Annotated in this window: 26 protein-coding genes; 14 read left to right on the top strand and 12 right to left on the bottom strand. The window is 46.1% G+C overall.

Annotated elements, in window-relative coordinates:
- The first annotated feature begins 75 nt into the window (after positions 1 to 75).
- Positions 76 to 510 (top strand): helix-turn-helix domain-containing protein, encoded by a 435-nt coding sequence (locus RA156_RS06465; RefSeq protein WP_306643745.1) that lies wholly within the window; start codon positions 76 to 78, stop codon positions 508 to 510.
- Here the strand turns inward: RA156_RS06465 and scpA are convergent.
- Positions 507 to 2,660: a methylmalonyl-CoA mutase gene (gene scpA, locus RA156_RS06460; protein ID WP_306643744.1), complete on the bottom strand. Its 2,154-nt coding sequence runs from the start codon at positions 2,658 to 2,660 to the stop codon at positions 507 to 509. The genes RA156_RS06465 and scpA overlap by 4 nt on opposite strands.
- On the bottom strand, positions 2,630 to 3,961 hold the full coding sequence (locus RA156_RS06455; protein WP_306643743.1) for a methylmalonyl-CoA mutase family protein: 1,332 nt from the start codon (positions 3,959 to 3,961) through the stop codon (positions 2,630 to 2,632). Before RA156_RS06455 ends, scpA begins: the two co-directional genes overlap by 31 nt.
- A 66-nt stretch (positions 3,962 to 4,027) precedes the next feature.
- On the opposite strand from RA156_RS06455, the gene RA156_RS06450 reads away from it, so the two are divergent.
- Entirely contained in the window at positions 4,028 to 4,378 is a 351-nt protein-coding gene (locus tag RA156_RS06450; protein ID WP_306643742.1) for a tRNA-binding protein, read from the top strand.
- Here RA156_RS06450 and RA156_RS06445 read toward each other — a convergent pair whose 3' ends face one another.
- Positions 4,379 to 6,208, bottom strand: coding sequence for a PAS domain-containing sensor histidine kinase (locus RA156_RS06445; protein WP_306643741.1), 1,830 nt, complete (start codon positions 6,206 to 6,208; stop codon positions 4,379 to 4,381).
- 178 nt (positions 6,209 to 6,386) lie between these two features.
- Between RA156_RS06445 and RA156_RS06440 the strand changes: the two genes are divergently transcribed.
- Genes RA156_RS06440 through RA156_RS06430 form a run of 3 tightly spaced genes read left to right on the top strand, consistent with a single transcriptional unit; the run spans position 6,387 to position 8,148 of the window.
- Positions 6,387 to 6,809 (top strand): PaaI family thioesterase, encoded by a 423-nt coding sequence (locus RA156_RS06440; protein WP_306643740.1) that lies wholly within the window; start codon positions 6,387 to 6,389, stop codon positions 6,807 to 6,809.
- A complete protein-coding gene (locus RA156_RS06435) occupies positions 6,806 to 7,294 on the top strand; it encodes a D-glycero-alpha-D-manno-heptose-1,7-bisphosphate 7-phosphatase (RefSeq protein ID WP_306643739.1) in 489 nt (162 codons plus the stop codon). The genes RA156_RS06440 and RA156_RS06435 overlap by 4 nt, the downstream gene beginning before the upstream one ends.
- Positions 7,294 to 8,148, top strand: coding sequence for an aminotransferase class IV (locus RA156_RS06430; protein WP_306643738.1), 855 nt, complete (start codon positions 7,294 to 7,296; stop codon positions 8,146 to 8,148). Before RA156_RS06435 ends, RA156_RS06430 begins: the two co-directional genes overlap by 1 nt.
- A gap of 119 nt (positions 8,149 to 8,267) precedes the next feature.
- Here the strand turns inward: RA156_RS06430 and RA156_RS06425 are convergent, their stop codons facing one another.
- From RA156_RS06425 to RA156_RS06415, 3 genes are all read right to left on the bottom strand, one after another.
- Positions 8,268 to 9,518 carry an ABC transporter permease gene (locus tag RA156_RS06425; protein ID WP_306643737.1) on the bottom strand — a complete coding sequence of 417 codons (1,251 nt, stop codon included), beginning with the start codon at positions 9,516 to 9,518 and terminating at the stop codon, positions 8,268 to 8,270.
- Positions 9,519 to 10,907 carry a DoxX family protein gene (locus RA156_RS06420; RefSeq protein WP_306643736.1) on the bottom strand — a complete coding sequence of 463 codons (1,389 nt, stop codon included), beginning with the start codon at positions 10,905 to 10,907 and terminating at the stop codon, positions 9,519 to 9,521. It lies immediately after the preceding gene.
- Positions 10,908 to 10,987: 80 nt separating this feature from the next.
- Complete coding sequence (locus tag RA156_RS06415) at positions 10,988 to 11,530, bottom strand: DUF1599 domain-containing protein (RefSeq protein ID WP_306643735.1); 543 nt, start codon at positions 11,528 to 11,530, stop codon at positions 10,988 to 10,990.
- A gap of 47 nt (positions 11,531 to 11,577) precedes the next feature.
- Between RA156_RS06415 and folP the strand changes: the two genes are divergently transcribed.
- The 5 genes from folP (at position 11,578) to RA156_RS06390 (ending at position 15,442) form a co-directional block, all read left to right on the top strand.
- On the top strand, positions 11,578 to 12,408 hold the full coding sequence (gene folP, locus RA156_RS06410; protein WP_306643734.1) for a dihydropteroate synthase: 831 nt from the start codon (positions 11,578 to 11,580) through the stop codon (positions 12,406 to 12,408).
- Positions 12,409 to 12,419: 11 nt separating this feature from the next.
- Positions 12,420 to 13,190, top strand: coding sequence for a diadenylate cyclase CdaA (gene cdaA, locus RA156_RS06405; protein WP_306643733.1), 771 nt, complete (start codon positions 12,420 to 12,422; stop codon positions 13,188 to 13,190).
- Positions 13,183 to 14,061, top strand: coding sequence for a bile acid:sodium symporter family protein (locus RA156_RS06400; protein WP_306643732.1), 879 nt, complete (start codon positions 13,183 to 13,185; stop codon positions 14,059 to 14,061). The genes cdaA and RA156_RS06400 overlap by 8 nt, the downstream gene beginning before the upstream one ends.
- Positions 14,062 to 14,269: 208 nt before the next feature.
- Positions 14,270 to 14,563 carry an FtsB family cell division protein gene (locus RA156_RS06395; RefSeq protein ID WP_306643731.1) on the top strand — a complete coding sequence of 98 codons (294 nt, stop codon included), beginning with the start codon at positions 14,270 to 14,272 and terminating at the stop codon, positions 14,561 to 14,563.
- Between the two features lie 96 nt (positions 14,564 to 14,659).
- Positions 14,660 to 15,442: a DUF3667 domain-containing protein gene (locus RA156_RS06390; RefSeq protein ID WP_306643730.1), complete on the top strand. Its 783-nt coding sequence runs from the start codon at positions 14,660 to 14,662 to the stop codon at positions 15,440 to 15,442.
- A 128-nt stretch (positions 15,443 to 15,570) separates the two neighbouring features.
- Here RA156_RS06390 and RA156_RS06385 read toward each other — a convergent pair whose 3' ends face one another.
- Genes RA156_RS06385 through ychF form a run of 3 tightly spaced genes read right to left on the bottom strand, consistent with a single transcriptional unit; the run spans position 15,571 to position 17,818 of the window.
- Positions 15,571 to 16,233, bottom strand: coding sequence for a rhomboid family intramembrane serine protease (locus tag RA156_RS06385; RefSeq protein ID WP_306643729.1), 663 nt, complete (start codon positions 16,231 to 16,233; stop codon positions 15,571 to 15,573).
- Positions 16,234 to 16,716: a YybH family protein gene (locus RA156_RS06380; protein WP_306643728.1), complete on the bottom strand. Its 483-nt coding sequence runs from the start codon at positions 16,714 to 16,716 to the stop codon at positions 16,234 to 16,236.
- Between the two features lie 4 nt (positions 16,717 to 16,720).
- Positions 16,721 to 17,818 (bottom strand): redox-regulated ATPase YchF, encoded by a 1,098-nt coding sequence (ychF, locus tag RA156_RS06375; RefSeq protein WP_306643727.1) that lies wholly within the window; start codon positions 17,816 to 17,818, stop codon positions 16,721 to 16,723.
- A 281-nt stretch (positions 17,819 to 18,099) separates the two neighbouring features.
- On the opposite strand from ychF, the gene RA156_RS06370 reads away from it, so the two are divergent.
- From RA156_RS06370 to RA156_RS06360, 3 genes are read left to right on the top strand one after another with little or no spacing between them, the layout of a single operon-like run.
- Complete coding sequence (locus RA156_RS06370; protein ID WP_306643726.1) at positions 18,100 to 18,945, top strand: transketolase; 846 nt, start codon at positions 18,100 to 18,102, stop codon at positions 18,943 to 18,945.
- A 33-nt stretch (positions 18,946 to 18,978) separates the two neighbouring features.
- Positions 18,979 to 20,334 (top strand): vWA domain-containing protein, encoded by a 1,356-nt coding sequence (locus RA156_RS06365; protein ID WP_306643725.1) that lies wholly within the window; start codon positions 18,979 to 18,981, stop codon positions 20,332 to 20,334.
- Between the two features lie 14 nt (positions 20,335 to 20,348).
- Entirely contained in the window at positions 20,349 to 21,311 is a 963-nt protein-coding gene (locus RA156_RS06360; RefSeq protein ID WP_306643724.1) for a transketolase family protein, read from the top strand.
- A 102-nt stretch (positions 21,312 to 21,413) separates the two neighbouring features.
- On the opposite strand, the gene dapA is transcribed toward RA156_RS06360, so the two are convergent.
- Both dapA and RA156_RS06350 read right to left on the bottom strand, forming a co-directional pair.
- Positions 21,414 to 22,289: a 4-hydroxy-tetrahydrodipicolinate synthase gene (gene dapA / locus RA156_RS06355; protein WP_306643723.1), complete on the bottom strand. Its 876-nt coding sequence runs from the start codon at positions 22,287 to 22,289 to the stop codon at positions 21,414 to 21,416.
- A complete protein-coding gene (locus tag RA156_RS06350) occupies positions 22,286 to 22,840 on the bottom strand; it encodes a DUF6913 domain-containing protein (protein ID WP_306643722.1) in 555 nt (184 codons plus the stop codon). The genes dapA and RA156_RS06350 overlap by 4 nt, the downstream gene beginning before the upstream one ends.
- Before the next feature lie 141 nt (positions 22,841 to 22,981).
- Here RA156_RS06350 and RA156_RS06345 point away from each other — a divergent pair, with 141 nt between their 5' ends.
- Positions 22,982 to 23,692, top strand: coding sequence for a hypothetical protein (locus RA156_RS06345; protein WP_306643721.1), 711 nt, complete (start codon positions 22,982 to 22,984; stop codon positions 23,690 to 23,692).
- On the opposite strand, the gene RA156_RS06340 is transcribed toward RA156_RS06345, so the two are convergent.
- Positions 23,684 to 24,412, bottom strand: coding sequence for a pirin family protein (locus RA156_RS06340; RefSeq protein ID WP_306643720.1), 729 nt, complete (start codon positions 24,410 to 24,412; stop codon positions 23,684 to 23,686). The genes RA156_RS06345 and RA156_RS06340 overlap by 9 nt on opposite strands.
- Between the last annotated feature and the right edge of the window lie 89 nt (positions 24,413 to 24,501).

Genomic DNA, 24,501 nt, shown 5'->3' with positions numbered 1-24,501 from the left:
ACCTGTTCATTTCTTGTTGATACATTCGTATCATCCCTTGAATAGATAATCAGAATCAAGGGATACATTTGTACCATGTCAGATTTCAGCCAGCGCCTAAAAGAGTTCATGACTTCAAAATCCCTCTCTATCAAAGAGTTGTCGGCGAATATTGGAGTTCAACGAAGTGGAGTGTCGCATATTCTTAATGGAAGGAATAAGCCGAGCATGGCTTTTATTGTGGGCCTCACAGAACGTTATCCAGAGATCAGTACGCAATGGCTACTTCATGGTAAAGGCTCTATGTTTACAAATGTAGCAGATAATCAAACAGGTTATGAAAATACAACTGTAACGCACAAAGCACGGGCCTCAGAAGACGATACATATGTATCAACCCAAGTTGAAATGGCAGAGAAGGTTCTGAAAAAGGCGACACAGCCGAGTACACAAAAACAGCCTGAAAAACAACTCAAGCAGGTCATTCTAATTTATAGTGACGGGTCTTTTGAGAGCTTCGATCCGAGTTAAGAGAATGCCTCGTTTAGAATGTCTAGAATTTGAATCGCGGCCTTCGAGATGTTCGTTCCTGGACCGTAAATTCCAACCACTCCAAAATCATATAAGGCTTCATAGTCTTGCTTCGGGATAACTCCTCCAACGACAACCATGATGTCTTCCCTACCCTCTTTCTTCAACGCATCGATCACTTGAGGAACCAAGGTTTTATGCCCTGCAGCAAGTGAAGACACTCCTAGGATGTGGACATCGTTCTCTACAGCTTGTTTTGCAGCCTCTTCTGGAGTTTGGAACAATGGGCCTATATCAACGTCAAAACCAATATCAGCAAATGACGTCGCAATCACCTTTGCTCCGCGGTCGTGACCATCTTGCCCCATCTTAGCCACCATGATTCTTGGTCGACGTCCTGATAGACTAGAGAATTGATCTGCCTTTTCCTGTGCTTCTTTGAATGAGTCTTCTTGCATAGCTTCTGCTGAATATACTCCTGACACGCTTTGGGTTTGGGCTTTGAATCGACCAAAGCTCTTCTCCATGGCGTCAGAGATTTCACCTAGGGTCGCTCGTTGCCTTGCTGCGTTTACTGCCAATTCGAGAAGATTCCCCTCTCCTGACTCGGCGCATGCTTCAATAGCCTTCAATGCAGCGTTTACCTTTTCTGCATCTCTTTCTGCCTTTAGCTTAGCCAAACGCTCTACTTGACCATTGCGAACTGCTGTATTGTCTACCTCAAGAATATCAATCTCTGTCTCTTCTTCTGGTTGGAAGCGGTTTACGCCAATGATAACGTCTCGTCCACTATCAATACGAGCTTGCTTTCGAGCAGCCGCTTCTTCAATACGTAGCTTAGGTAATCCACTTTCAATAGCTGCCGCCATACCTCCCAACTCTTCGACCTCCTGCATCAGAGCGCGGGCCTTGTCGAGGATTTGTTGAGTTAGAGATTCAACGTAGTAGCTACCACCCCAAGGATCAATGGCTTTGGTGATATCCGTTTCATGTTGAATGAACAGCTGTGTATTTCGCGCAATGCGTGCTGAGAAGTCTGTTGGCAAGGCAATCGCTTCATCAAGCGCATTGGTGTGCAATGACTGTGTTCCTCCGAAAGCAGCCGCCATGGCCTCTACACAGGTGCGAGCAACATTGTTGAATGGATCTTGCTCGGTCAAACTCCAACCGGAAGTCTGGCAATGCGTTCGAAGCGCCATCGACTTCGGGTTCTTCGGATTGAATTGGCTGATGATTTCCGCCCACAACAAGCGTGCAGCGCGCATTTTTGCAATTTCCACAAAGTGGTTCATTCCAATTCCCCAGAAGAAGCTCAAACGAGGAGCAAACGCATCTATATCCAATCCTGCAGCAATACCGGTACGGACGTATTCCAGTCCATCAGCAAGCGTATACGCCAGCTCAATTTCCGCGGTAGCGCCAGCTTCCTGCATATGATATCCAGAGATGCTTATCGAATTGAACTTTGGCATCTTCTGAGAAGTAAACTCGAAAATATCAGAGATGATCCGCATCGACGGCTTTGGAGGATAGATATAGGTGTTACGCACCATGAACTCCTTCAGGATGTCGTTTTGAATCGTTCCTGCGAGGAGTTCAGGAGCTACCCCCTGTTCTTCAGCAGCCACGATATAGAACGCCATGATTGGGATTACAGCTCCGTTCATGGTCATTGAAACCGACATCTTGTCGAGCGGAATCTGATCGAACAGCAGCTTCATATCAAGCACCGAGTCAATCGCAACTCCAGCCTTTCCTACGTCTCCCACAACACGCGGGTGATCACTATCATAACCACGGTGTGTAGCTAAGTCAAAGGCTACAGAAAGTCCCTTTTGCCCTGCCGCTAAGTTGCGTCGATAGAATGCGTTCGACTCCTCTGCAGTCGAGAAGCCAGCGTATTGACGCACCGTCCATGGACGTGAAGTGTACATCGTGCTGTACGGTCCACGCACGTATGGTGGTAGTCCGCTTTTGTATTTCAAATGCTTGAAATCCGTGAACTGAAATCGTTCTTGAAGTTCATAGCCGTAGGCGTTCTGATAGGTCTCCTTAGACTCTTGTTCATTCAACGATGATGAGGCCGCTGAAGACGCTTTCCATTGAATGTCTTTTAGCTTCATGATACGTTTACCGTTTGAGCACCCCATTCACTCAGCTTAATTGCTTCGAGCGGCTTAAGTGCGTTCATATCTTCTCTCAAGGCATTTCGTTCTTCGGCCTCAAAGCGATTCACCCCTACGAGCACTGAATTCTTACTTGTAAATGATTCAATCAGTGCTCTTGCTGAGGCTGTTACACCGTCAATGAAATGAGTTCTCCCTTCCGCGCTAGCGAAACCACCTAATTGCCCAAGATTACTGGCCAAAGCGCCAGCTTCGTGAATCATACGATCAGTCAATTCTGTGATGTAGTAGCTGCCATGACCGGCATCTTCTACTTCGTCAAAGAACGACTCATCTCGCAGCATATGCTGGATGTTTCTTGCATAACGCATTGGATCCTGGTCAGCTTTTGGGAAGGTGTATGGCTCAATGGTGAGGCTATCACAACCTCCAGCAGCAGCAGCCATTGCTGACGAAGTTGCACGGAGTAAGTTGTTATGAATGTCAGTAGTGCTTTGTGTCCGAAGTGTACCCACGGCATGGATCCATACCACAACACTGCAATTATGATCAGGTGCGTAAGCTTCTAGCAGTTGCGCCCACATCATTCGCATGGCGCGCATCTTAGCAACTGTCTCGAAATAGCTACTACCCGCAGCAAGCCTAATCTCAACCATCGCACTTGCCTCATCAATCGATGCTCCGCAGCTGATGGCGGCGTCGAGCATATGTTCTCCGGCACACAAGGCATAGGCGATTTCTTGCACACAAGTACCACCAGCTTCATATACCGATGCAGCATCAATTGTAAGGCTTCTGACTCCTTGATGCTCCGTTCCGATGTGATGCAATGCACGAACCGCTGATTCAATGTTGTCTTCTCCTGTTTTCAACAGGTGGATCACGGGATCACAATTCACACTTCCTTTGAAAGAAGACAACTGATTGATCTGTGGCAACAGCGAGCTGATCTCACTCACTTCTGCGTTCAGATGAACTTCAATCATATCTAAGAAGACATCTTTCAGCTCGCTTTGGAGGTCTGAATTAACTTGAAGCTCAACGGCTTCGGCGCCTCCCTTCAATGCATCCAGTATATTCTTGTTATTCCCGCTACCGCGGAATGACTGACGAATTTGCCAGTGGTTACCTTTTCCTTGAATCGAACGTGGAGGAATGGCTACAGCCTCTTTTGAATGATCATTGGCATACATCGGCTCAATGGCTCCCAGTGCGGAATGATCCCAAACAATATCCTCGAACGACTTATCTCGCAGGTCTTTTTCGACCTTTTCCAGCCAATCATTGTAGCTGGTTGCTGGAAATTCTTTCGCTTCGCTAGACATATCCTGCTAATTTGGTGGCAAGGTACGGAATGCCCGAAGCATACATTTCTCAGTTACCAACGATTTATGGAAAAGACATCAACAAATCTCAGTTTTGACGACTTCTTAAAAGTTGACATTCGTGTTGGCACTGTGACCGATGCCAAGGCGTTCGAAAAGGCTCGCAATCCGGCCTATCAATTGTGGATTGACTTCGGTCCAGAATTGGGCACGAAGAAAACGAGTGCTCAGATAACTGACTTGTACTCCATAGATGAGCTTCCTGGTAAACAAGTATTAGCAGTGGTCAACTTCCCTCCTAAGCAGATTGCGAACTTTATGAGTGAATGTCTTGTACTAGGCGCAGTAGATAAGAAAGGAGCAGTGACGCTACTCGGCTTGCATGGCGAGGCTGAAAACGGGCTACGCGTTTCGTGATTACGATTCGAAGAGCTCGTACTGCTGTTGGTCTGGCTTGTAGCTTCTAAGCAGTACTCGGAAAGTAGTCCCTACTCCAGGCTCACTTTCAACGTGGATTTCACCACCGTTTTTCTCAGCGAAGTTCTTGACCAAGCTCAATCCTACTCCAGACCCTTCTCCCACGGTAGACAACCTACGGAAAGGCTGGAACAAGTCTCTTCCTACTTTTTTAAGATTCATTCCTACCCCATTGTCTTGTACTTCAAGCCACACCCCGTTGGTAGCTGAAAGCACGCGAATATCTACACGGTGTTCCAATTTCTCTGGATCACGGTATTTACAGGCGTTATTGAGCAGGTTATATATGATCGAGCGCAAGAAAGCTCGGTTGTAAGCAATTTCAGTTTCCTCGAGATCCATGAAAATTGGGCAAGCGCCTTTGTTAAGGTCGATCAATGTCCCTTTTACTTCTCGAATAACATCTTCAAATGGAACGATCTCATACGAACGTGTGTGCGCCTGTCGAGACTCTGCTAGCTCCATCATGCTTTGGAAGATGCTCGTGAGCTGCTTAGCTGCAGAAGCAATCTTGATTCCGAGGTCTTTGATACGATTCGGGTCATCGCTTCCTTCAATCAGCTTCGCGAGATTGTAAACCACCGAAACTGGCGCTCTCAAATCATGCGCAGCGGCACGAACGAAGTTGTCCATTTCTGCATTCGCTTCTTTCAGGTCAGCGATTTGCTCCATTTCATTGGTGATATCACGAATGGTCCATAGGAAATACAGCCCTCCGCTACTTGAGCGTTCCAAAGGCTGAACGTTGCTTTCTATGATTTTTCGTCCACTGTTCGTTTCTAAACCGAATTGCTGCTTGCGAGACGATTGATCATCAAGTGATTTGAAAATTCCCAGGCTATCAGGCGTCATTCGTTCATCAGACTCAAGATCAAATAGATGTCCGTCAAGGTTGAACATCAAGTCTTGAATATGCTGTGCATTGGAAGCAACGAAGTGGTATGAAGTCTGATTCCGGAATACGATTCTTCCTCCAAGGTGAATCAAGAACACGCCCTCTTCCGCACCAGACAAGGCGTCGTTGAGCAAGGCGATTCGCCCTTCCTCTTCAAGACGTGTATTGTGCAGTGTGGTGATGTCATCCATGCGAATGACCACATGTGTGGTGAGGTTAGCTTCTGTCCATGGACTTAAAGTGAAGGTAAACCACTTTCCACCCAGCGGCACATCGAAGCGACGAACTTCAGCTGACTCAATACAACTGGCGAACGCCGCATTGAACACCGTACGGTCTTCATCCATCAAAAGCCCATCTAGCGAAGCGCCAACTTGATCAAGACTGCGTAAAGCACTTGTTTTGAAGTTTGTAGCCAAAACCACTTTGTCGCGATTCACACAAACGTAGTTTTCATTGCTTTTACCGAACAACGCTTCCCATGAGGCAAACGGACCATTTTTGGCTTCTCCAACTTCTGAAGACATTAATACCCCCACAGATTCTCCTTCATGAAAGAGTGGCGTGAACGACGTGTTGATCACATGGGTCTTTCCATGTTCAGAAACTTCAAAGCTATGGTAGGCTACTGTCTTTTGTTCAATAACCTGTTCAGTAATGTTCTGGATTTCAGCTTTACGCTGGTCGTGAATTGGAAGAAGGTTGAGGGCTATATCCATAAGGAACTCACTCCGCAAACCCGTGGGGTTCAATGCAGATGATCTGTTCGAAGCGAAAAAGACGCCCTCCTTATCCATGACTAGCACAGATTGAGGAAGGATATCCATTGCTTCGACCTTGGCTTTATAGGATTCTAAAAAGCTGAGTGTCCTCATTATATAACAGTATCAGAAGCAAACGCGCCTCTGACAATAAACGCACGATCTACACAAATGTGTACATATTTAATGGACTCAACCGATCTCGAACCTGTTCACTTTCAACAAGTTTTTCAACATTTAGACTTCCCAAATTGCAAAAGCTTTAGTCTCACAAACACTGTACTTTCGTAGTATGGATGCACACTACCGAAGACTGGAGGCGATCTATGACTCTGCTCCTGTCAACAACCACTTTTTACGTCCAACCTTACTGGTCAAGGATGGTAGCTCTACCCTCACCATTCAATTTGATAACACCCACTTTCATGCGGGCGGTGGTATTCATGGCGCGCGTTACTTCCGTTTGATGGATGATGCCGCCTATTTCGCAGCGGCCAGTCAAGAAAAGGAGTTCTTTCTTTTAACCTTGTCATTTGAGGTCAAACTATTTCGAATGATTACCACAGAGGAACTAGAATGCATTGGTACCTTTGAAGGCAAAGACGGAAAAGACTACATCGCTACCGCTGAGATTTACGCCGACGGAAAGATTGCCGCTAAAGGAAAAGGCGTTTTCCGCGCTAGCGAAATGAGATACGACGATATTCAATCATGAACAAAGCGATATTCCTCGATAGAGATGGCGTAATCAATCATGATCCAGGTGATTACACGAAAAGCCTCAGTGAGTTTACCATTCTACCAACGGTAATTCAGGCAATGAAGCAATTGCATGATGCTGGCTTTCTTTTGATTCTAATAACCAATCAAGGTGGCATCGCCAAAGGACTCTACACTCATGAGGATGTAGCCGAAATTCATGATTACCTGAAAGATGAGTGCAAAAAGGCTGGTTTTGAAATCACAGATATTTACTACTCGCCTCATCATGACAACTACGGCAAATCACTAACTAGAAAGCCTGGAAGCTTGATGATTGAGCGCGCATGCGCTAGGTACGACATTGACCCCAATCGATCAGTAATGGTTGGAGACAAGCAACGCGACCTTGATGCCGCTGCTAAAGTTGGTATCCAAGGAGTGTTAATTGAGGTCAACGGACCTTTGATTGATTACGTTGAATTATTAGCTTCGCGTTAATGGGATACGTATTCAGCGACGGCCAATTCTACCCGGAAGATGCTCCAGCCATCTTTTCGAACAACCGTGGATTTCGGTTCGCTGATGGTTTTTTTGAAACAATTCGCGTATTCAATGGGAAACCCCTCTTCCTAGAACATCATTTTTCACGCATTCTCGATTCCCTCAAGGCCTACCAAATGGATCGTCCGATCAATTTTGCTTTGCAGAAAATCGAACGTGAAATCATTGAGTTGTGTGAAAAGAACTCAGTGCTCCAAGGAGGACGTATCCGCATCACGTTCACGCGGAAAGCTGGTGGATTCTACCTTCCTACTTCACGTGACTTTGTCTATACCATCGAAGCCATGGCCATTCCGAACAATCGGTTTGAGCTCAATGGTGAAGGCTTGAAGGTTGACATTTACCCTGACATCAAGAAAGACGTCAACAAACTTTCGATCTACAAGAATATCGATTGCAAGCTATACGTCTTGGCAGCCCTTTACGCTCAAGAGAAAGGACTAGACGACGCCTTGATTCAGAATTACAAAATGGGCATCATTGAAGGAACTAGTTCAAATGTGTTCCTTGTTTCAAATGGAGTGCTCTATACCTCTACTCTCGAAGACGGACCAGTAGCTGGAATCATGCGCATGCAGGTCATTAACCTAGCCCTCGAAAACAACATCAAGATCTACGAGTGCACCTTGAGCCCGCAAAACCTCTTGGCTGCCGACGAGCTCTTCCTCACGAACGCCGTCAAAGGGATTCAATGGGTCAGTAGCTACCGCACAAAGCGCTACTACAACGACATGTCTCAGAAGTTGACAGACCTGTTGAACGAGACTGCCGGTGCGATGAACACTGTTTGATGTAGGCCGTAAGCTGTAGGCAGTATGCTGTATACGGTGGACGGTGGACGGTGGACGGTGGACGGTGGACGGAATCTACAGATATCTAACAGCATACAGCATACTGCTTACCGCCTACACTAAGAAAGTCTTACTCGAGGATCGATCCAGGCGTAAAGAATATCTACTAGGGTGTTGATGACCACAAAGATGAGTGCGATCACCATAACCGCTCCCATAACTACGGGTAGGTCATTCTTTTCGAGGCTTCGGAATACTTCCATTCCCATTCCTTTCCATCCGAAAACGAACTCCACGAACACGGCTCCTGCGAGCATTGAGGCGAGCCATCCTGAAGCAGCGGTAATTACCGGATTGAGCGCGTTCCGAAGAACATGTCGCGTGATTAGTTTGAATTGATTGATGCCCTTTGCTTTTGCTGTGCGAATGAACTCTTGTTGCATCACCTCGAGCACGCTGTTGCGCATTAATTGGCTGATGACCGCTAGCGGTCGAATACCCAAGGTCAATGCTGGAAGAATTAAGTTTCTCAGAGCTAGCTGCTGTCCTTCCCAAACATCTACTTCATACATGCTTCCATTCATAGAAAGCCCTGTACCTCCTGTGTCTACAGAGAGCAACGGCAATCCTAACCAAGATGAAATTGGCCAAATCAACAGAGCGACAATAAAGGAATAACCAAACCACCGATGTGCCAGAGCTTCTTTCCAGCTTGCGTTCTTTCCAAACTTCAAGAAGATGACTGTGATCGCTGGAATTACGATGAGCCAAAGAGAGATATTGAATTGGTCATGAAGCAGAAAACCTCCTACCCATGCCACTAAGATGGCCATGAAGAATGATGGTCCGCTCATACCCACTGATGACAGCAGCAGAATGGTTCTATCTAACCCCTCTCCTTCGTTTAAGGCAGCTACGACCCCAAGGAATAGCCCTATGATTAAGGCGAACACCATTGCCGTTAAAGCAAGCACAATGGTTCCTGGAAAGGCATCTGAAAGGATATCACCCACATTCCGATCCGTGATGAAGGAACGTCCTAAGTAGGGCTTCTTCAATACCCATTGGTTTGATGAACCTGAGATAAAAACAATGGAACTCACCTCCGGATGATCCCTTCTGCTATTGGGATCCGTGGAATACACTGAAATCGGACTTAAATCATTGATGAAAAGCGCGAAGCGCGTTCCGACCGGCAGGTCTAAATCATACTTCTCACGAATAGCTTGAACGATCTCTTCAGATTCACTTTGTCCTGCTAACTCACGCGCTGGATCAGGCACAAGCGCAAATAGGAAGAACACAAGGGTAACAACGCCAAATAAGACGCTGATACCATATATCGATCGTTTGAGAATGAATTGAAGCACTTACTTCATGATTTCCTGAGCCTCGCTCCAAGTAGGTACATCACGCCAAGCCCACTTTTCGATAACTACACCATTCTTGATGAGTACCAATCCTGGGTTACTACGCACGATAATCTTCAACTCCGTTTGGTCACAATTCAAGAACGGGTAGGCCGCTTCGTGCTTGTGACGGTACGTTTCGGCCTCGTCGTAGCTCGCATTCGTAACGGCGAAGAAGCGATGTCCGTTCTCGCCTGCCTGACGAGCAAGGGTATTGAATCTGTCTTGAGCGCTTTCTTCTGTCTTACCTAACGTATTGGAAATCTGGAGGAATACGTACCCCTCGTCTTCAAGGATGTCATAGGTCATATCCAAACCGTCATAAGTCATCAACTCAAGGTCGACAATCAACGGTTCGTATCCATCTTTGATCTTCACTTCTGGCCCGTCATAAGTGCCTGGCTTATCATCTGTTGCGTCAAAGGCCTCGTAATTATTCTTGAACCAGTCTTCGTTGTAGATTTTCAACCATTCAGTAGACAAGATCATCGTGTCTTGCTTTGTATTGACGTTGCGGAACGTATACTCCGTAGCGTATTCAGGAGGCTCTTTTCCAAGCTCTTCTGCGCTCTTCATGTTGTCTAGAATGTTCTGACCAATGGCATACGGACGGTAGTCTTTCATAGGCAGATGCGCTAAAGTGCGGTATTGCGTAATTCCACAGACCACGAGGATCCCTAGTGCCATGATCCATTCTTTGGATTTGTGTGATACACGACGTTGGATACCCGCAGCCACAATCAATGAAATGGCGGTGAATAGCGGCGGGAAGAGCCAATCAAGCATCACCATACTAAAAATGGCAGTGATTAAGATCGAGATGGCATAAATGAAGATGGCCTCTTTAGGTTCATTCAATTTGATTCGTCCCAACCAAGCACCAATGAAGATCGGAATCACGAAAATGAGCAAAAACACGTCTTTCAAGAAGCTCTCGTAGGGCGTTAATGGGATGGCATTTCCGAAACAACCACACTCCAATACACATTGGTTAGCGATGACCTCTTCTACTCCTGCTTCGTTGATGATTGTTGTGGTTCCTAGCGGATCACATGTATGAGTATAGAAAGTCAACCATGTGAAGAACAGCATTAATACCAGTGTCAATGAACTGGTAAGCTTCGGAAGTGCACCCACCAAGAGCGCCACTCCAAGAAGAACTTCTGCAATTACGATGAACACAGCCAAAGGAAGCGCGTAAGGTGCCAACCACTCCATATTCAATGCACCCGGCTCGAAGTATTCCTCAAGCTTATACATGAAGCCAAGAGCGTCATTCATTTTGATCAGTCCGGATACAATGAACAGTGATCCTACAACGATTCGGGAGATGGTAATGATCAATCGCATAGTTCGAATATTTTGGTGCTTTTGTACAAAGTACGGGGCTAGTGCTCCGTGGTTTTGAAGTTTAACAGGGCTTTAACAAGTTACTCCCCTTCACTTAACAGGATCATCGCGAAGATCGCGTAGTTGATCATGTCTTGATAGTTTGCGTCAATTCCTTCGCTTATCAAGGTATTACCCTCGTTGTCTTCGATTTGCTTCACACGCAACAACTTCATCAAGATGAGATCCGTCAATGAGCTCACACGCATGTCTCTCCACGCCTCACCATAATCGTGATTCTTCTTCTGCATCAGTCCTTTGGTGTCGGCAATCTTGCGGCGATACAGCGCCAGTCCTTCATCTGGATCTAGCTCCAGCGGAGCATCTGCACCCAATTCAAGTTGAATTAATGCCATTGCACAGTAATTGATGATCCCGATGAACTCGTCTTCGATTCCTTCGCCTACTTTGTTTTGTCCAGTTTCTTGAATGGTGCGAATGCGTTTCGCCTTGATAAAGATCTGATCGGTTAGCGATGATGTGCGCAGAATGCGCCATGCCGTCCCGTAATCCTTGGTCTTCTTAAAGAAGATGTCTTCACACTTTGTGGTGACCGTGTCGTATTGACTGTTGGTATCCGTCATTGATGATACTATCTTTCACCGCGAAAGATACAACTCGAGGTCGAATCATGGCACTTACTTTCCGCGTTCGCGAACAACTTTATCACTTTGATCAACCAATCGTCATGGGCATTCTCAATGCTACCCCTGACTCTTTCCATGAAGCATCAAGGAATTCAAGCGTTGATCAGGCTTTGGCTAGCGCCGAACAGATGTTGAAAGACGGCGCTTCAATTATTGATATCGGCGGGCAATCGACTCGACCTGGCGCTGAGCGTGTTAGTGTTGATCAAGAATTGGAACGGGTTATTCCTTTGATTCACGCTATCGCGGAACGCTTCCCAGAAGCTTTGATTTCCATTGACACCTTCTATGGCAAAGTCGCGCGTGAAGCGGCTTCTGCAGGAGCCAGCATCATCAACGACGTTTCAGCTTGGAACATTGATGACGACATGCTTGACGCAGTTGTCGACACTCAGCTTCCTTATATCTTGATGCACATGAAAGGAACACCTGAAACGATGCAAAACTCACCGACTTACACTGATGTGGTTAACGACTTAGTCAAGATGTTGTCGTCTAAACTGCAAGTTCTCAGGTCAAAAGGTGTTTCTGACGTTTTTATTGATCCTGGTTTTGGTTTTGGTAAAACCCTGGAACACAACTACGACTTACTAAAGCGTTTACGAGAATTTGACGTGCTTCGATGTCCTATTCTAGCGGGTGTTTCACGAAAAGGAATGATCTATAAACCGCTAGATATAAAGCCAGAAGACGCTTTGAGCGGAACAATCGCCGCAAATACCGTTGCCTTAATGAATGGCGCTGACATACTTCGTGTGCACGATGTCAAGCCAGCTGTTGAAGCGGTGAAAATAGTTAGCTTTGTTCAACACTGATCGCATCCCGAATGCTAGCATTCATTGATTTTACGCTGATTGATCTCATCGACATTCTGTTGGTAGGATTGATCATTTTCCAGCTGTACAAGCTCACGAAAGGAACTGTGGCCATCCGCATTTTCTTTGGTATTCTCGCGATCTACCTCCTGTGGAAACTAGTCACCGCTCTACAAATGCAAATGCTCGGTGAGATCTTAGGTCAATTCATTGGTGTTGGGGTGATCGCCCTGATCATCGTATTCCAGCAAGAACTCCGACAGTTCCTTCTCTTCATCGGTAGTCGAGAGATCGTGGGTAGTAAACCTGGCTTCATGCAACGCTGGTTCAACCAAGGTGAAGAAGGAGAATTTGCTTATGAAGCAGTATTGAACGCCTGCGAACGCATGGGGAAATCGAAAACAGGAGCATTGATCGTCATTGCGCGTACCTCTGACCCTTCAGCATTCATTCGCTCATCACGATCGGTTGACGCCAAGCTTTCCTCATACCTCCTCGAAAGCATTTTCTTCAAGAACAGTCCACTCCATGATGGTGCTGTGCTTATCCGAAACCGTCGTATCGTCAGTGCCAGCGGCGTGTTGCCTGTGACACAAAACGAAAAGGCACCACAGAATATCGGAATGCGTCATCGTGCGGCTTTGGGTATTTCTGAACAAAGTGATGCCATTGCGATTGTGGTCTCAGAAGAAACAGGCTCACTCGCTTATGCAGAGAACGGACTGTTACACCAACATGTTTCAGTAGAAAAGATCAAAGAAGCCCTGACGACACATGAATAATGTGCAAGTTAACTTCAACGAAGACAGCTTGATCATGCTGAACGCGTGTATTGCGTTCATTATGTTCAGCGTAGCTCTTCATCTTCGATGGGAGAACCTAAGGTATGTGTTCAGCAACCCTCGCGGGGTGATCGTTGGACTTGTTTCGCAATTGCTCTTCCTCCCCATTCTCACCATATTCCTGATTCTAATCATCAAGCCTTCTCCTGCCATGGCTGCCGGAATGTTACTCTTATGCGCATGTCCTGGTGGAAATGTCTCGAACTTCTTCTCCCTTGTCGGACGAGGGAATATTGAGCTCAGCATCACATTGACGACGATTTCATCATTCAGCTCTGTGTTCATGACACCCATCTTATTCGTGGCCATGAGCAGTATGGTACTCAATGATGAGCAAGGCAGCTTTTCATTGCCATTCATGGATTCACTCATCACAATTGGATGGGTCATCCTTATTCCTGCCATCACTGGTATGCTCTTCGCACGCTGGAAACCAGCAATTGCCGATAAGATCAAACGACCACTACAAAGCATTTCAATGCTCATCTTGACGGTATTTATCGTCATTGCCGTGAAGAACAACTGGGAAGTCTTCACATCGGTTCACCCGAGCAACCTACTCTGGGTCATCCTACACAACGGACTCGCCTTCTTCGGCGCCTTCGGACTGGCGACGCTCTTGAAACGTCCCAAGCAAGACAGACTCACCATTGGCCTTGAAACCTCCACCCAAAACACGGGACTAGGCCTCATGATCGTCTTCAACTTCTTCGACGCCAATCCCATTATCGCTGTCATCCTAGCCTTCTGGGGTACTTGGCATATGGTCAGCGGATACATCTTCGCGCGAATCTTCCGTGTTCCTAACTAGACGAGAGACGAGAGTCGAGGGTCTAGGGGAATGAATCGATAATCTAGAAACGATAACTAAGAACTAAGGACTAAAGACTAATAACTAGAAACCCACTTAAGCCTTAAGCCATACGCCATAAGCCTAACCAGAGTTAATCCACTCTACCATGTCAGCAACATTCAACGAATAGTGTCATAATGAGTGAGGATTCTCGTTCCTTTGATACATGAAGAATTTCCGCATTCCGAAATGGCTTAAGAACAAGTACGTCCTCACCCCGGTCGTATTCGCCGTGTGGATGTTATTCTTCAATGATGTGGATCTCTTCTTCATCATGAATTCGCGCCAAGAGCTCAATGAGATGAAGCGCGAAGCTGAATACCTCAAGGCCGAGACAGAGCGCACACGAGAAGCGCTACATGATCTCAACACCAACTCAGAAACGCTGGAGAAATTCGCGCGGGAAGAGTACTTCATGAAAAAGCCGAACGAGGATCTTTACATCGTCACTGAGAAATAGGGCTTACTAGTTGAACGATTCATAGTCACTACGAACTACGCACCACGAACTACGAACTACCCACAACGAACGACCTACTATCCCTATATTTAGATTGTGGATAACCAACCAAAGGATCAACCAGAACTAAAGCGCATTACCATGCGTTCCTTGGCTGAAGATATGCTCGGCATCTTCAACCTCGAACGTGGGATGTTGTACACACTTCGTGAATTATTCCTTCGTCCTTCTACCTTTTTAGATGAATACTTCAATAAAGACAGAAGACGTCCAGTACACCCTTTGCGGTTCTTGTTCCTGACAGCAGCCTTGGCTACCTTTCTAAGCCTAAACCTAGTTTTCGTATCCGATAACTTCTCGTTAAAACCGAGGGTCGACGAATCCGGCAATGTAAACTTCAGTCTAGGCCCACGAGAAGACGGAGTGCAGTCAATAGACGAAGCAGTCAAAGGAATCGAAAACGAAGAAGCACGTGCTCAGCTGACAGAGATTTTTGACCGAGCATCCACCCTTTTCAATCAACTGTTGAACACCTTGTTCTTAGTCTTAGCTCCTCTTCGAGCCCTGTTTTCATGGCTATTCTTCAGAAAAAAGGGTTACAATTACGCCGAACACCTCGCTGCTAACGCCTTTATGCTTGGCTGGCAAAACACCTTCTTTATTCTGCTGGTCCCAATAGCCATGTTGAACGTCAACATCGCCATTCTTGTTGGGTTCATATTGTCACTGATTGTCACTTACATGCTCGCAAGTGCCTTCAAAACCAAAAACTGGTTCAGTGCTATATCAAGAGCTTTCGCTGTTTCGTTCTGTTCTGGATTGGTTTTCACAGCGGTCATCGTAGGCCTAGTAGTCTACATCTTCAACTCAACTGTTTAGGAGGAATGCGGAGCGCAGATTGCGGATTGCAGATCGCGGAACACGGAATGCGGATTGCAGATCGCGGTAATTAAGTCATAAGTTCAGCATACAGCATACAGCATACGGCATACAGCCTACAGCCTACGTTAAGCGTCAACGAATGGTAGCTCTGTGATAAAGTGCCACCAGATATCCGGACGAAGAATCGTGATGAATGCTGCACCAAATAGTGCTCCCCATAGGTGAGCGTCGTGAGCGATGCCTGTTCCGCCGCGTTTCGCCATGTATGACTCGTAGACGAAGAATAGCACTCCTGCTAGCCAAGCTGGCATTGGGATGATAAAGAACAGGAGCAATTGATGCGTTGGAAACATCAAAATGTAAACGATAAGGATTGCTGAAACGGCTCCTGAGGCTCCTAGCGAGTTGTACCCAGGGTTATCTTTGTGCTTGACGAGTCCTGGGATTGTGGCTGCGATGATCGCTCCAACGTAGAGAATGATGAAGTAACTCAAGCCCGTTGATTCGCCCCAGAAGTCGCGTGAACCAGTTCCTTGAATGAAAACATTCCGATTTGTGAACACCAACTCTAAGATCTCGCCGAAACTGTAGAAGACGAACATGTTGAAGAACAAATGCATTTGATCCTTATGAATCAAACCATGGGTCAACACACGCCAATATTGTTTGTGGTGCACTACGAGGTATGGATTAAGTATCCATTGATCCAATTTCTGTCGGTCATTCCAAGCCCAAAGGCTGGCACCTACAGTAATGATGATGATGATGATGGTGATCGAAAGGCTCATTTAACTAGAATGGTCTGCAATGATAACCCATTCTCCGTTCTTCATCGTCCAGGTTAAGCTATAATGGCCTTGAAGTGTGTCTTGAGTGCGGAATAACTGCCATTGTCCGATAACCAGAGCAGAATTTTCATCTACTAAATCCATGTATAGGTTGGTGAATTTCAACTTACCCATGGCTTCTGGGTTTGGATATGACTTCTTGTAATTGTCAAGGGTCGTTTGCCAACCATAATTCAATCCACGACTCCCAATAAACATTAAGGAGTCACTCTCCCAGTATCCATCCATGAAAGCGTCTAGGTCGCCTTTGTTCCAGGCTTCTTCCTGTGCTTGCATTGTTGCTTTGATCGAAGTAATCACATCTTCTTTTGCAGGTACAGAAGGCACTACCGATTCGGCGCTAGCCTGTTCAGCACCTGTAGCTGTGCAGCTGATCAAGCCTACAACTAGCAAACAACAAGAAATGAATCCGAGGATGCGCATGAAATTATACATTGAAGCGGAAGTGCATGATATCGCCATCCTGAACGATGTACTCCTTCCCCTCAACCGACAGCTTTCCAGCTTCCTTCACCGCTTGTTCGGAACCCAATGACACGTAGTCATCATATTTAATTACCTCAGCACGAATGAATCCTTTTTCGAAATCAGTGTGGATTACCCCAGCTGCTTGTGGAGCTGTGAATCCACGCTTGATTGTCCAAGCGCGAACTTCTTTTTCACCTGCAGTGAAGTATGTCTGAAGCTTCAATAGATTGTAAGCCGATTTGATCAACTTCGCTACGCCAGGCTCTTCCAAACCGATGTCTGCCAAGAACATATCGCGCTCTTCTTGATCGTCTAGTTCAGCAATGTCCGCTTCAATAGCCGCACCAATAATGAGCACTTCAGCATCCTCAGCAGCAACTGCAGCCTTTACCTGATCAACGTATTGGTTACCGTTGACAACCGAACCTTCATCAACATTGCACAAGTATAGAATTGGCTTCGACGTCAACAGCTGAAGCTCTTTCATCAATGGCTCTTCACTTTCCTCCACTTCTACAGTACGTGCTGATTGCCCATTTTCAAGTGTAGCAATCACGCGGTTGTAGAAATCCATCTGCTTCTGTGCTTCCTTATCTCCTGTCTTCGCTGCACGAGCTGCCTTTTCCACGCGAGTGCCAATCGTTTCAAGATCTTTCAACTGAAGCTCAGTATCAATGATCTCCTTATCGCGCACTGGATCTACGCTCCCATCAACGTGAACTACATTTCCGTCATCAAAACAACGAAGCACGTGAATGATCGCATCGGTCTCACGAATGTTCGCCAAGAACTTATTTCCGAGTCCTTCACCCTTACTCGCCCCTTTCACCAACCCGGCGATATCAACGATCTCCACTGTAGTTGGTACAAGGTTCTGAGGCTGAACAATCTCAGACAGCTTATTGAGGCGCTCATCTGGAACGGTAATCACTCCAAGATTCGGCTCAATCGTACAGAACGGGAAGTTTGCACTCTGAGCTTTAGCGTTTGATAGACAATTGAAAAGCGTCGATTTCCCAACATTTGGTAGTCCGACAATTCCACATTTTAGTGCCATAGTTGTAATTAAACTGTCGGCAAAGATAATCTTTTCAGGACGCAGGGAGCGCACTCGTTGGGTACCGCCGTCCGCCATCCGGCATCCGTGATTTTTCTTTTTGTTTTCTCGTGTTTTGATCAACATCCAAATCACACTCATCCGACTAGTCTAGAAACATTCAAACAGACGCCTGATGCCGGACGCCGGACGCCGGAATTCAGAACTTTCAAAGAAGTTTTAAACATCTACCAATCACCCGAAAGTGAAGGAGTACCTTTGTTGGCGATATCTCTAGAGTTATGAGCAACACACCTGAACTTCAATCGATCGCTTCTCAAGTTCGTCGTGACATCGTACGTATGGTACACGGCGCAAGCTCGGGCCACCCGGGCGGTTCACTTGGATGTACTGACTTCCTTGTGACACTCTATTTTGATACCATGAACACCAAAGCACCGGAGTTCCATATGGACGGAAATGGCGAAGACCTATTCTTCCTTTCTAATGGACACATTTCACCGGTTTGGTATTCTACGCTAGCGCGTAAAGGGTTCTTCCCTGTAGCTGAGTTGGCTACCTTCCGTAAGATTGATACACGTCTGCAAGGGCACCCAGCAACTGAAGAAGGATTGCCAGGTATCCGTGTAGCATCAGGATCGTTGGGTCAGGGACTAAGTGTAGCTCTTGGTGCTGCGCAAACGAAGAAATTGAATGGAGATAATAGCCTTATATTCACTCTACACGGAGACGGTGAGTTACAGGAAGGTCAGATCTGGGAAGCAGCGATGTACGCAGCGCACCACAAGATTGACAACATCATCTCTACCGTTGACTACAACAAGCAGCAAATCGATGGTTCAACTGATGAAGTAATGACCCTCGGTGATTTGCGTGCGAAGTGGGAAGCATTCGGTTGGACTGTTCTTGAAATGGACGGACATAATATCGATGCGATCAAATCAACCTTGGCAGAAGCCAAAGGAATGACCGGACAAGGAAAGCCGATCATCATCCTAATGACTACTGATATGGGTAAAGGTGTTGACTTCATGGAAGGAACACACAAATGGCACGGTGTAGCTCCAAACGACGAGCAACTTGCCTCTGCCCTTACACAACTAGAAGAAACGCTCGGAGATTACTAATCTCTTCTGGCATCGGTTTTGCACCGATCAGGCATGAAGCAACTCCAACTGATCGCCATATTGATCCTTAGTTTGACTTTCGCTAGCGCGGAAGCCCAGACTACGCGTATCCTTTTTGTCTTCGATGCTTCCAATAGCATGAATGGATATTGGGAAAGCGAACGCAAGATCAATACCGCTACTTCCCTTCTATCACAATCTCTTGAAGAGCTCTACGGAATCGAAAATCTAGAGCTGGGCTTGCGTGTGTATGGACATCAAACAGTACACATTCCAGGTCAACAAGATTGTGACGATACCCAGCTGGTTGTTCCCATCTCAAGTGGAAACAACCTCGTAATCAAGAAAGAGCTATCACGAATTACTCCTAAAGGCACCACTCCTATCGCGAGATCCCTGGAGAAAGCTGCAGGAGACTTCACTGACTGCGAGGATTGTAGAAACATCATCATCCTGATTACAGACGGAATCGAAGCCTGTGATGAAGACCCTTGCGCCGTTTCAAGAGCACTACAAGAAAAGAACATCATCGTCAAACCTTTCGTTATCGGCATTGGCCTTGATGAGAAATACAAGTCTACCTTCGAATGTGTCGGAAATTACTTTGACGCCACGAATAAGGAGACCTTTGAAACGGTCTTAGATATCGTCATCACTCAGGCTCTGAACAATACCAGTGTACAATTCAACTTGATGGATGATCAAAATGAGCCGAAGGAAACGAATGTAGGGATCAGCTTGTACGATCAGAACACCGGAGAAAACCTCTACAACTTTGTACACACGTTGAATAAGGTGGGCAATCCAGATACCTTGTCTCTTGATCCGCTCCCTACTTATCGTGCTGTTGTGCATACCATCCCGACAATTGAAGTCACAGACCTTCGCGTCACACCTGGTCAACACACTGAATTCGACATCCCTGCTGCACAGGGATTCTTGAAGTTTGAATTCTCCGGTCGTTCTGAATATGAATCACTTCAATGCATCGTCCGAAGGGATTGTGATGTTGTGCATCACCAACCCTTTGATAGCAAACAACGTTACTTGGCTGGAAGCTATGACCTCGAGATTCTTACTACACCTCGCATCCATCTAGATAATGTAGAGATCAAACCGAACGACGAAACCCGCATCGCTATCCCTTCGCCTGGCAGGCTCATGCTCAATACAGGAACAATGGGCTTTGGCGGCATTTACCTTATTGAAAAGAACGAACTAATTCAAGCAATTAAGTTCGATGAAGGCGACCCAAGTGGTCGTTACATATTACAGCCTGGCAAGTACAAGTTGATCTTCAGATCACGCAGTTCGAACCAGACACTTTACACTATTGAAAAAGAGTTCACAATTTCCTCTGGAAGCAATACAACCATTAACCTGAATTGAATTAATTTCTCGACATGAAAGAATATCCTGTACTCGGCAAGAAAGATACCCGCTCTGGATTTGGAGAAGGGCTTCTTGAACTAGGAAAGAGCAACCCGAACGTCGTAGCCCTCTGTGCTGACTTGACAGGGAGTTTGAAAATGAATGCTTTTCAGGATGAATTTCCTGACCGTTTCTTCCAAGTAGGTATTGCTGAAGCTAACATGATGGGCTTGGCTGCTGGTATGACTATCGGTGGCAAGATTCCTTTCACAGGAACCTTCGCAAACTTCTCTACAGGACGAGTTTACGATCAAATCCGCCAGTCAATTGCTTACAGCGGTAAGAACGTGAAGATCTGTGCATCTCACGCCGGACTTACCCTCGGAGAAGACGGTGCAACGCACCAAATCTTGGAGGATGTTGGTATGATGAAGATGCTACCACACATGACGGTTATCAACCCTTGTGACTTCAACCAGACGAAAGCAGCTACGATTGCTATTGCTGAGCACGAAGGTCCAGTTTACCTGCGATTCGGTCGTCCGAAAGTGCCAATCTTCATTCCAGAAGATCAAGAATTCATCATTGGCAAAGCACTAATGCTCAACGAAGGAACTGATGTGACAATCATCGCTACAGGTCACCTTGTATGGGAAGCTCTTGAGGCTGGAAAAGCACTCGCAGAAAAAGGAATTAGCGCTGAGATCATCAACATCCACACCATCAAGCCGTTGGATGAAGAAGCGATCGTACGTTCAGCGAAAAAGACAGGCGCCGTAGTAGTAGCTGAAGAACACCAAGTCCTCGGTGGACTAGGAGGTTCAGTAGCACAAGCGCTTTCTACACACGCCCCAACTCCAACTGAATTCGTGGCAGTAAACGATTCATTCGGTGAAAGTGGAACTCCAGCTCAATTGATGGAGAAATACGGATTGAACGCTGAAAGCATCATTGCGAAGGCGGAGAAAGTGATTTCGCGGAAAGCAATAGCTTAAATAGGCTTATGGCCTATGGCTTAAGGCCTAAGAGCCACTGCATACTGCTTACCGCATACCGCATACAATAAAGGTGTCCCGAAAGGGCGCCTTTTTCTTTTCTTAGGCGATGTTATTCGCTTCTGCGATCAGTGCTGCTTTCGTCTTTTCAGAGACTGGTAATAGTGGCAGTCTCATGTGGTGGTCACAGATGTTCAGATGCTTGAGAACCTCCTTCACCCCACCTGGGTTTCCTTCTACGAAAAGCAGTTCGATCATGCGTTTGAATTGGAAGTGAATCGGCTTAGCTATATCTAGGTCACCTTTCATCGCGGTATGAACCATCTTACCGAATTCAGCTGGGTAGGCGTTACCAACTACGGAAATCAATCCTTCAGCACCTAGTGCGATCATTGGTAATGTCAATCCATCATCTCCCGAGATCACTTGGAAGTTTGATGGCTTATATTCAATGATCTCTTCGATTTGAGAAAGATCACCACTCGCCTCTTTCATGGCTGCAATGTTCTCGTGCTCTGCGAGCGCTAATGTAGTATCAGCCAGCATATTCGATCCGGTTCTTCCTGGAACGTTGTAAAGTATAATTGGAGCCGGTGCCGCTTCGGCGATAGCCTGATAGTGAGCAACAATACCAGCTTGCGTAGGCTTGTTATAATATGGACTTACCGATAGTATCGCAGAAACACCATCAGCATTGAATGACTTCATTTGATCCACGACCATCGAAGTGCTATTCCCCCCGATACCGAAGGCAACTTTCGTTCTCCCTTGATTCACATCTAACACGTAATCAAGCACTTTGCGCTTTTCATCAGAAGTGAGCGCAGGTGATTCACCGGTAGTACCTTGAACTACCAGAACATCTACACCACCTTCGATTAGGTGCTCGGTAAGGTTCTTAAGTCCGGTAAAATCAATGTTTCCATCGGCAGTGAAGGGAGTGACCATGGCAACTCCTAGTCCGCTGAGATCGATCATTTCAGAGTAAGGTTTGAGAGGTAAAAGTTTATTTGCTTCCAATATTCATCCAAGCTGCATCCAGACTGAACTTCTAGTGAGAAGTCGTACATCTCTTCTGCACCGCTTAATGAGGCGCCTGCTTTCATTTTCGCCTTCGAATGACGAAGAATATAATCAAGGGGAACTGAAGGGCTCAATCGCAAATCAATAAGTATATCAAAAGGCTCTTGTAGGAAGTTCATCAGGTTCACTTTAGGCTTCATGTGCCAGTTGAGGTCACCCTTTGTAAAATACATGTATTCAAGCTTTTGTAGCTGATAAATAGGCAGCTGCTTCGTTGGCTTATCTACATAACCCAAGGCACATGCTCTGCGCACTCCATATTCCTCATGAACAAAACGTACGAGGCGTTGAATTTGCTTGAAATAGGCTTCATCTTTGTCTTCATAAAGGAAGGCAACGCTGTTCGCATTGGACAGATTCGTGCCTGTGCGTTCGCGCTGAGCTGGTTGCTCACGTTCCAGGAAATACTTCCCGGCCTTCTCCTTCATTCGTTGTACAATCGCCATATCCCAAAAATACCGCTTCAAGCGGGGTGCAAAGGTACAGACATTCCAATTGTTGTTAACACGCGCTACTGGACATCCATCGAATCAATAACTTTTTGCGTCTATCTCCCGTTAAATCAATAGACCCAGCGCATTATCCCTATGAATGAACATTGGATCACCGATGGCATTATCGATGCCGAATACAAGCAATACTTATTTCTTGCTTGGGTACAGCGAATCAAACAAGAGTTCCGCAACAGTAGACTCTACCCTGCTTTGTCTCAGCTGATTACCCAACATCAGAATCTCAACAAGTTAGAGGCCGATCGTCAGCAAATGAATGATCTACTAGACAAAGATTTGGTTGGCTTTGACATGAAAAAGATGCGCTTGATTTATAGGGCCTTAAACAGCATGCCGGAGCTCGACAATTACCTCGAAGAGATGATTCAATTCGCTGTGCCTCATGTAGAAAAGATGCTTCAAGAGGGTAAATCAATCTATGAAATGGTGGAAGAGCATATGTTCTTCACTCCCATTGGTGTTATGCCTCTGTACCGTAATGAAGGCTACCTCTTCTTGTACAATGAACCCAAGAAAGAGGTATTCTTGTCTCGTTTCCTCATGAGTCGTTTACAAGCGGCGAATGAAGGGTATCATCGATTAGAAACGGAATTGATCGCTTCTAGACCAAAAAAGCTCTCTGAGAGCTTCGAAACGATCAAGACTGAACTGATCCGAAACTTCAGAGAGCTTCCTAATCCTGCGACTTTCTTAATTCGAACTGAGTTCGCTTTTCCGCTCACAGAGACCTTGCTTCCTGTGGCTAAGCGTCGACTCGTCATCGAATTAAATAAGCTCTCAGCGTAGGCCCATCGGCACGTCTAGGAGCAATAGCTCACTATCTTCTGAGAACTGAATGTCTAGTTGATTGGTTTCCGAAACGCCCAGTGCATCGCGCTCTGAGAGTTCATGACCATCAATTGTGGCTTTCCCTTTAATCAAGAAGGCATACACTCCGTTTCCTTTCCGTGCGATATCATATTTCGTTGATTTTCCTGCTTCGAAGTTCCCCAATGAGAAGTACGCATCCTGGTTAATCCAGATGGAACCATCTTCTTCAGGACTTACCACACGTTGGAATCGGTTCTGACGATCTTCAGCTGGGTAACTCTTCTGATCATATCGTGGTTCAATGTTACGTTCCTTCGGGAATACCCATATCTGAAGGAACTTTACTAGATCTTCTTTGCTCTTATTGTACTCTGAGTGGTAAACTCCAGTACCTGCAGACATGATCTGAACATCTCCCTGACGAATGACAGAGGAATTCCCCATGCTATCTTGGTGTTCCAAATCTCCTTGCAACGGAATACTTACGATTTCCATATTCTCATGCGGATGCTTTCCAAAGCCCATTCCTGCGTCAACGGTATCATCGTTAAGCACACGAAGCGTTCCAAAATGCATTCGCTCTGGGTTATGGTAACTCGCAAAGCTGAATGAATGGTGACTATTCAACCATCCGTGATTCGCATGTCCACGGCTGTCAGCAGCGTGGAAAGTGTATTGAGCTGTCTTTGTATCCATGGGTTTGTTGTTTTTAGTGTTCTGCTTATTTGTAAATGCACGTCCAGCGAAGGCCAAACTTCCGGCGGCAACGCCAAGGACGCTCTTTC

It is taken from the genome of Sanyastnella coralliicola (assembly GCF_030845195.1).
Taxonomy (GTDB): Bacteria; Bacteroidota; Bacteroidia; order Flavobacteriales_D; family Sanyastnellaceae; genus Sanyastnella; species Sanyastnella coralliicola.
The sequence above is the reverse complement of the archived record's forward strand: the minus strand, read 5'-3'. Positions and strand labels throughout refer to the sequence as shown.

Coding starts and splice junctions, on each gene's coding strand:
- RA156_RS06465 (WP_306643745.1), top strand. CDS start 76: ATGTCAGATTTCAGCCAGCGCCTAAAAGAGTTCATGACTTCAAAATCC.
- scpA (WP_306643744.1), bottom strand. CDS start 2,660: ATGGGGTGCTCAAACGGTAAACGTATCATGAAGCTAAAAGACATTCAA.
- RA156_RS06455 (WP_306643743.1), bottom strand. CDS start 3,961: ATGTCTAGCGAAGCGAAAGAATTTCCAGCAACCAGCTACAATGATTGG.
- RA156_RS06450 (WP_306643742.1), top strand. CDS start 4,028: ATGGAAAAGACATCAACAAATCTCAGTTTTGACGACTTCTTAAAAGTT.
- RA156_RS06445 (WP_306643741.1), bottom strand. CDS start 6,208: ATGAGGACACTCAGCTTTTTAGAATCCTATAAAGCCAAGGTCGAAGCA.
- RA156_RS06440 (WP_306643740.1), top strand. CDS start 6,387: ATGGATGCACACTACCGAAGACTGGAGGCGATCTATGACTCTGCTCCT.
- RA156_RS06435 (WP_306643739.1), top strand. CDS start 6,806: ATGAACAAAGCGATATTCCTCGATAGAGATGGCGTAATCAATCATGAT.
- RA156_RS06430 (WP_306643738.1), top strand. CDS start 7,294: ATGGGATACGTATTCAGCGACGGCCAATTCTACCCGGAAGATGCTCCA.
- RA156_RS06420 (WP_306643736.1), bottom strand. CDS start 10,907: ATGCGATTGATCATTACCATCTCCCGAATCGTTGTAGGATCACTGTTC.
- RA156_RS06415 (WP_306643735.1), bottom strand. CDS start 11,530: ATGACGGATACCAACAGTCAATACGACACGGTCACCACAAAGTGTGAA.
- folP (WP_306643734.1), top strand. CDS start 11,578: ATGGCACTTACTTTCCGCGTTCGCGAACAACTTTATCACTTTGATCAA.
- cdaA (WP_306643733.1), top strand. CDS start 12,420: ATGCTAGCATTCATTGATTTTACGCTGATTGATCTCATCGACATTCTG.
- RA156_RS06400 (WP_306643732.1), top strand. CDS start 13,183: ATGAATAATGTGCAAGTTAACTTCAACGAAGACAGCTTGATCATGCTG.
- RA156_RS06395 (WP_306643731.1), top strand. CDS start 14,270: ATGAAGAATTTCCGCATTCCGAAATGGCTTAAGAACAAGTACGTCCTC.
- RA156_RS06385 (WP_306643729.1), bottom strand. CDS start 16,233: ATGAGCCTTTCGATCACCATCATCATCATCATCATTACTGTAGGTGCC.
- RA156_RS06380 (WP_306643728.1), bottom strand. CDS start 16,716: ATGCGCATCCTCGGATTCATTTCTTGTTGTTTGCTAGTTGTAGGCTTG.
- ychF (WP_306643727.1), bottom strand. CDS start 17,818: ATGGCACTAAAATGTGGAATTGTCGGACTACCAAATGTTGGGAAATCG.
- RA156_RS06370 (WP_306643726.1), top strand. CDS start 18,100: ATGAGCAACACACCTGAACTTCAATCGATCGCTTCTCAAGTTCGTCGT.
- RA156_RS06365 (WP_306643725.1), top strand. CDS start 18,979: ATGAAGCAACTCCAACTGATCGCCATATTGATCCTTAGTTTGACTTTC.
- RA156_RS06360 (WP_306643724.1), top strand. CDS start 20,349: ATGAAAGAATATCCTGTACTCGGCAAGAAAGATACCCGCTCTGGATTT.
- dapA (WP_306643723.1), bottom strand. CDS start 22,289: ATGATCGATCTCAGCGGACTAGGAGTTGCCATGGTCACTCCCTTCACT.
- RA156_RS06350 (WP_306643722.1), bottom strand. CDS start 22,840: ATGGCGATTGTACAACGAATGAAGGAGAAGGCCGGGAAGTATTTCCTG.
- RA156_RS06345 (WP_306643721.1), top strand. CDS start 22,982: ATGAATGAACATTGGATCACCGATGGCATTATCGATGCCGAATACAAG.
- RA156_RS06340 (WP_306643720.1), bottom strand. CDS start 24,412: ATGGATACAAAGACAGCTCAATACACTTTCCACGCTGCTGACAGCCGT.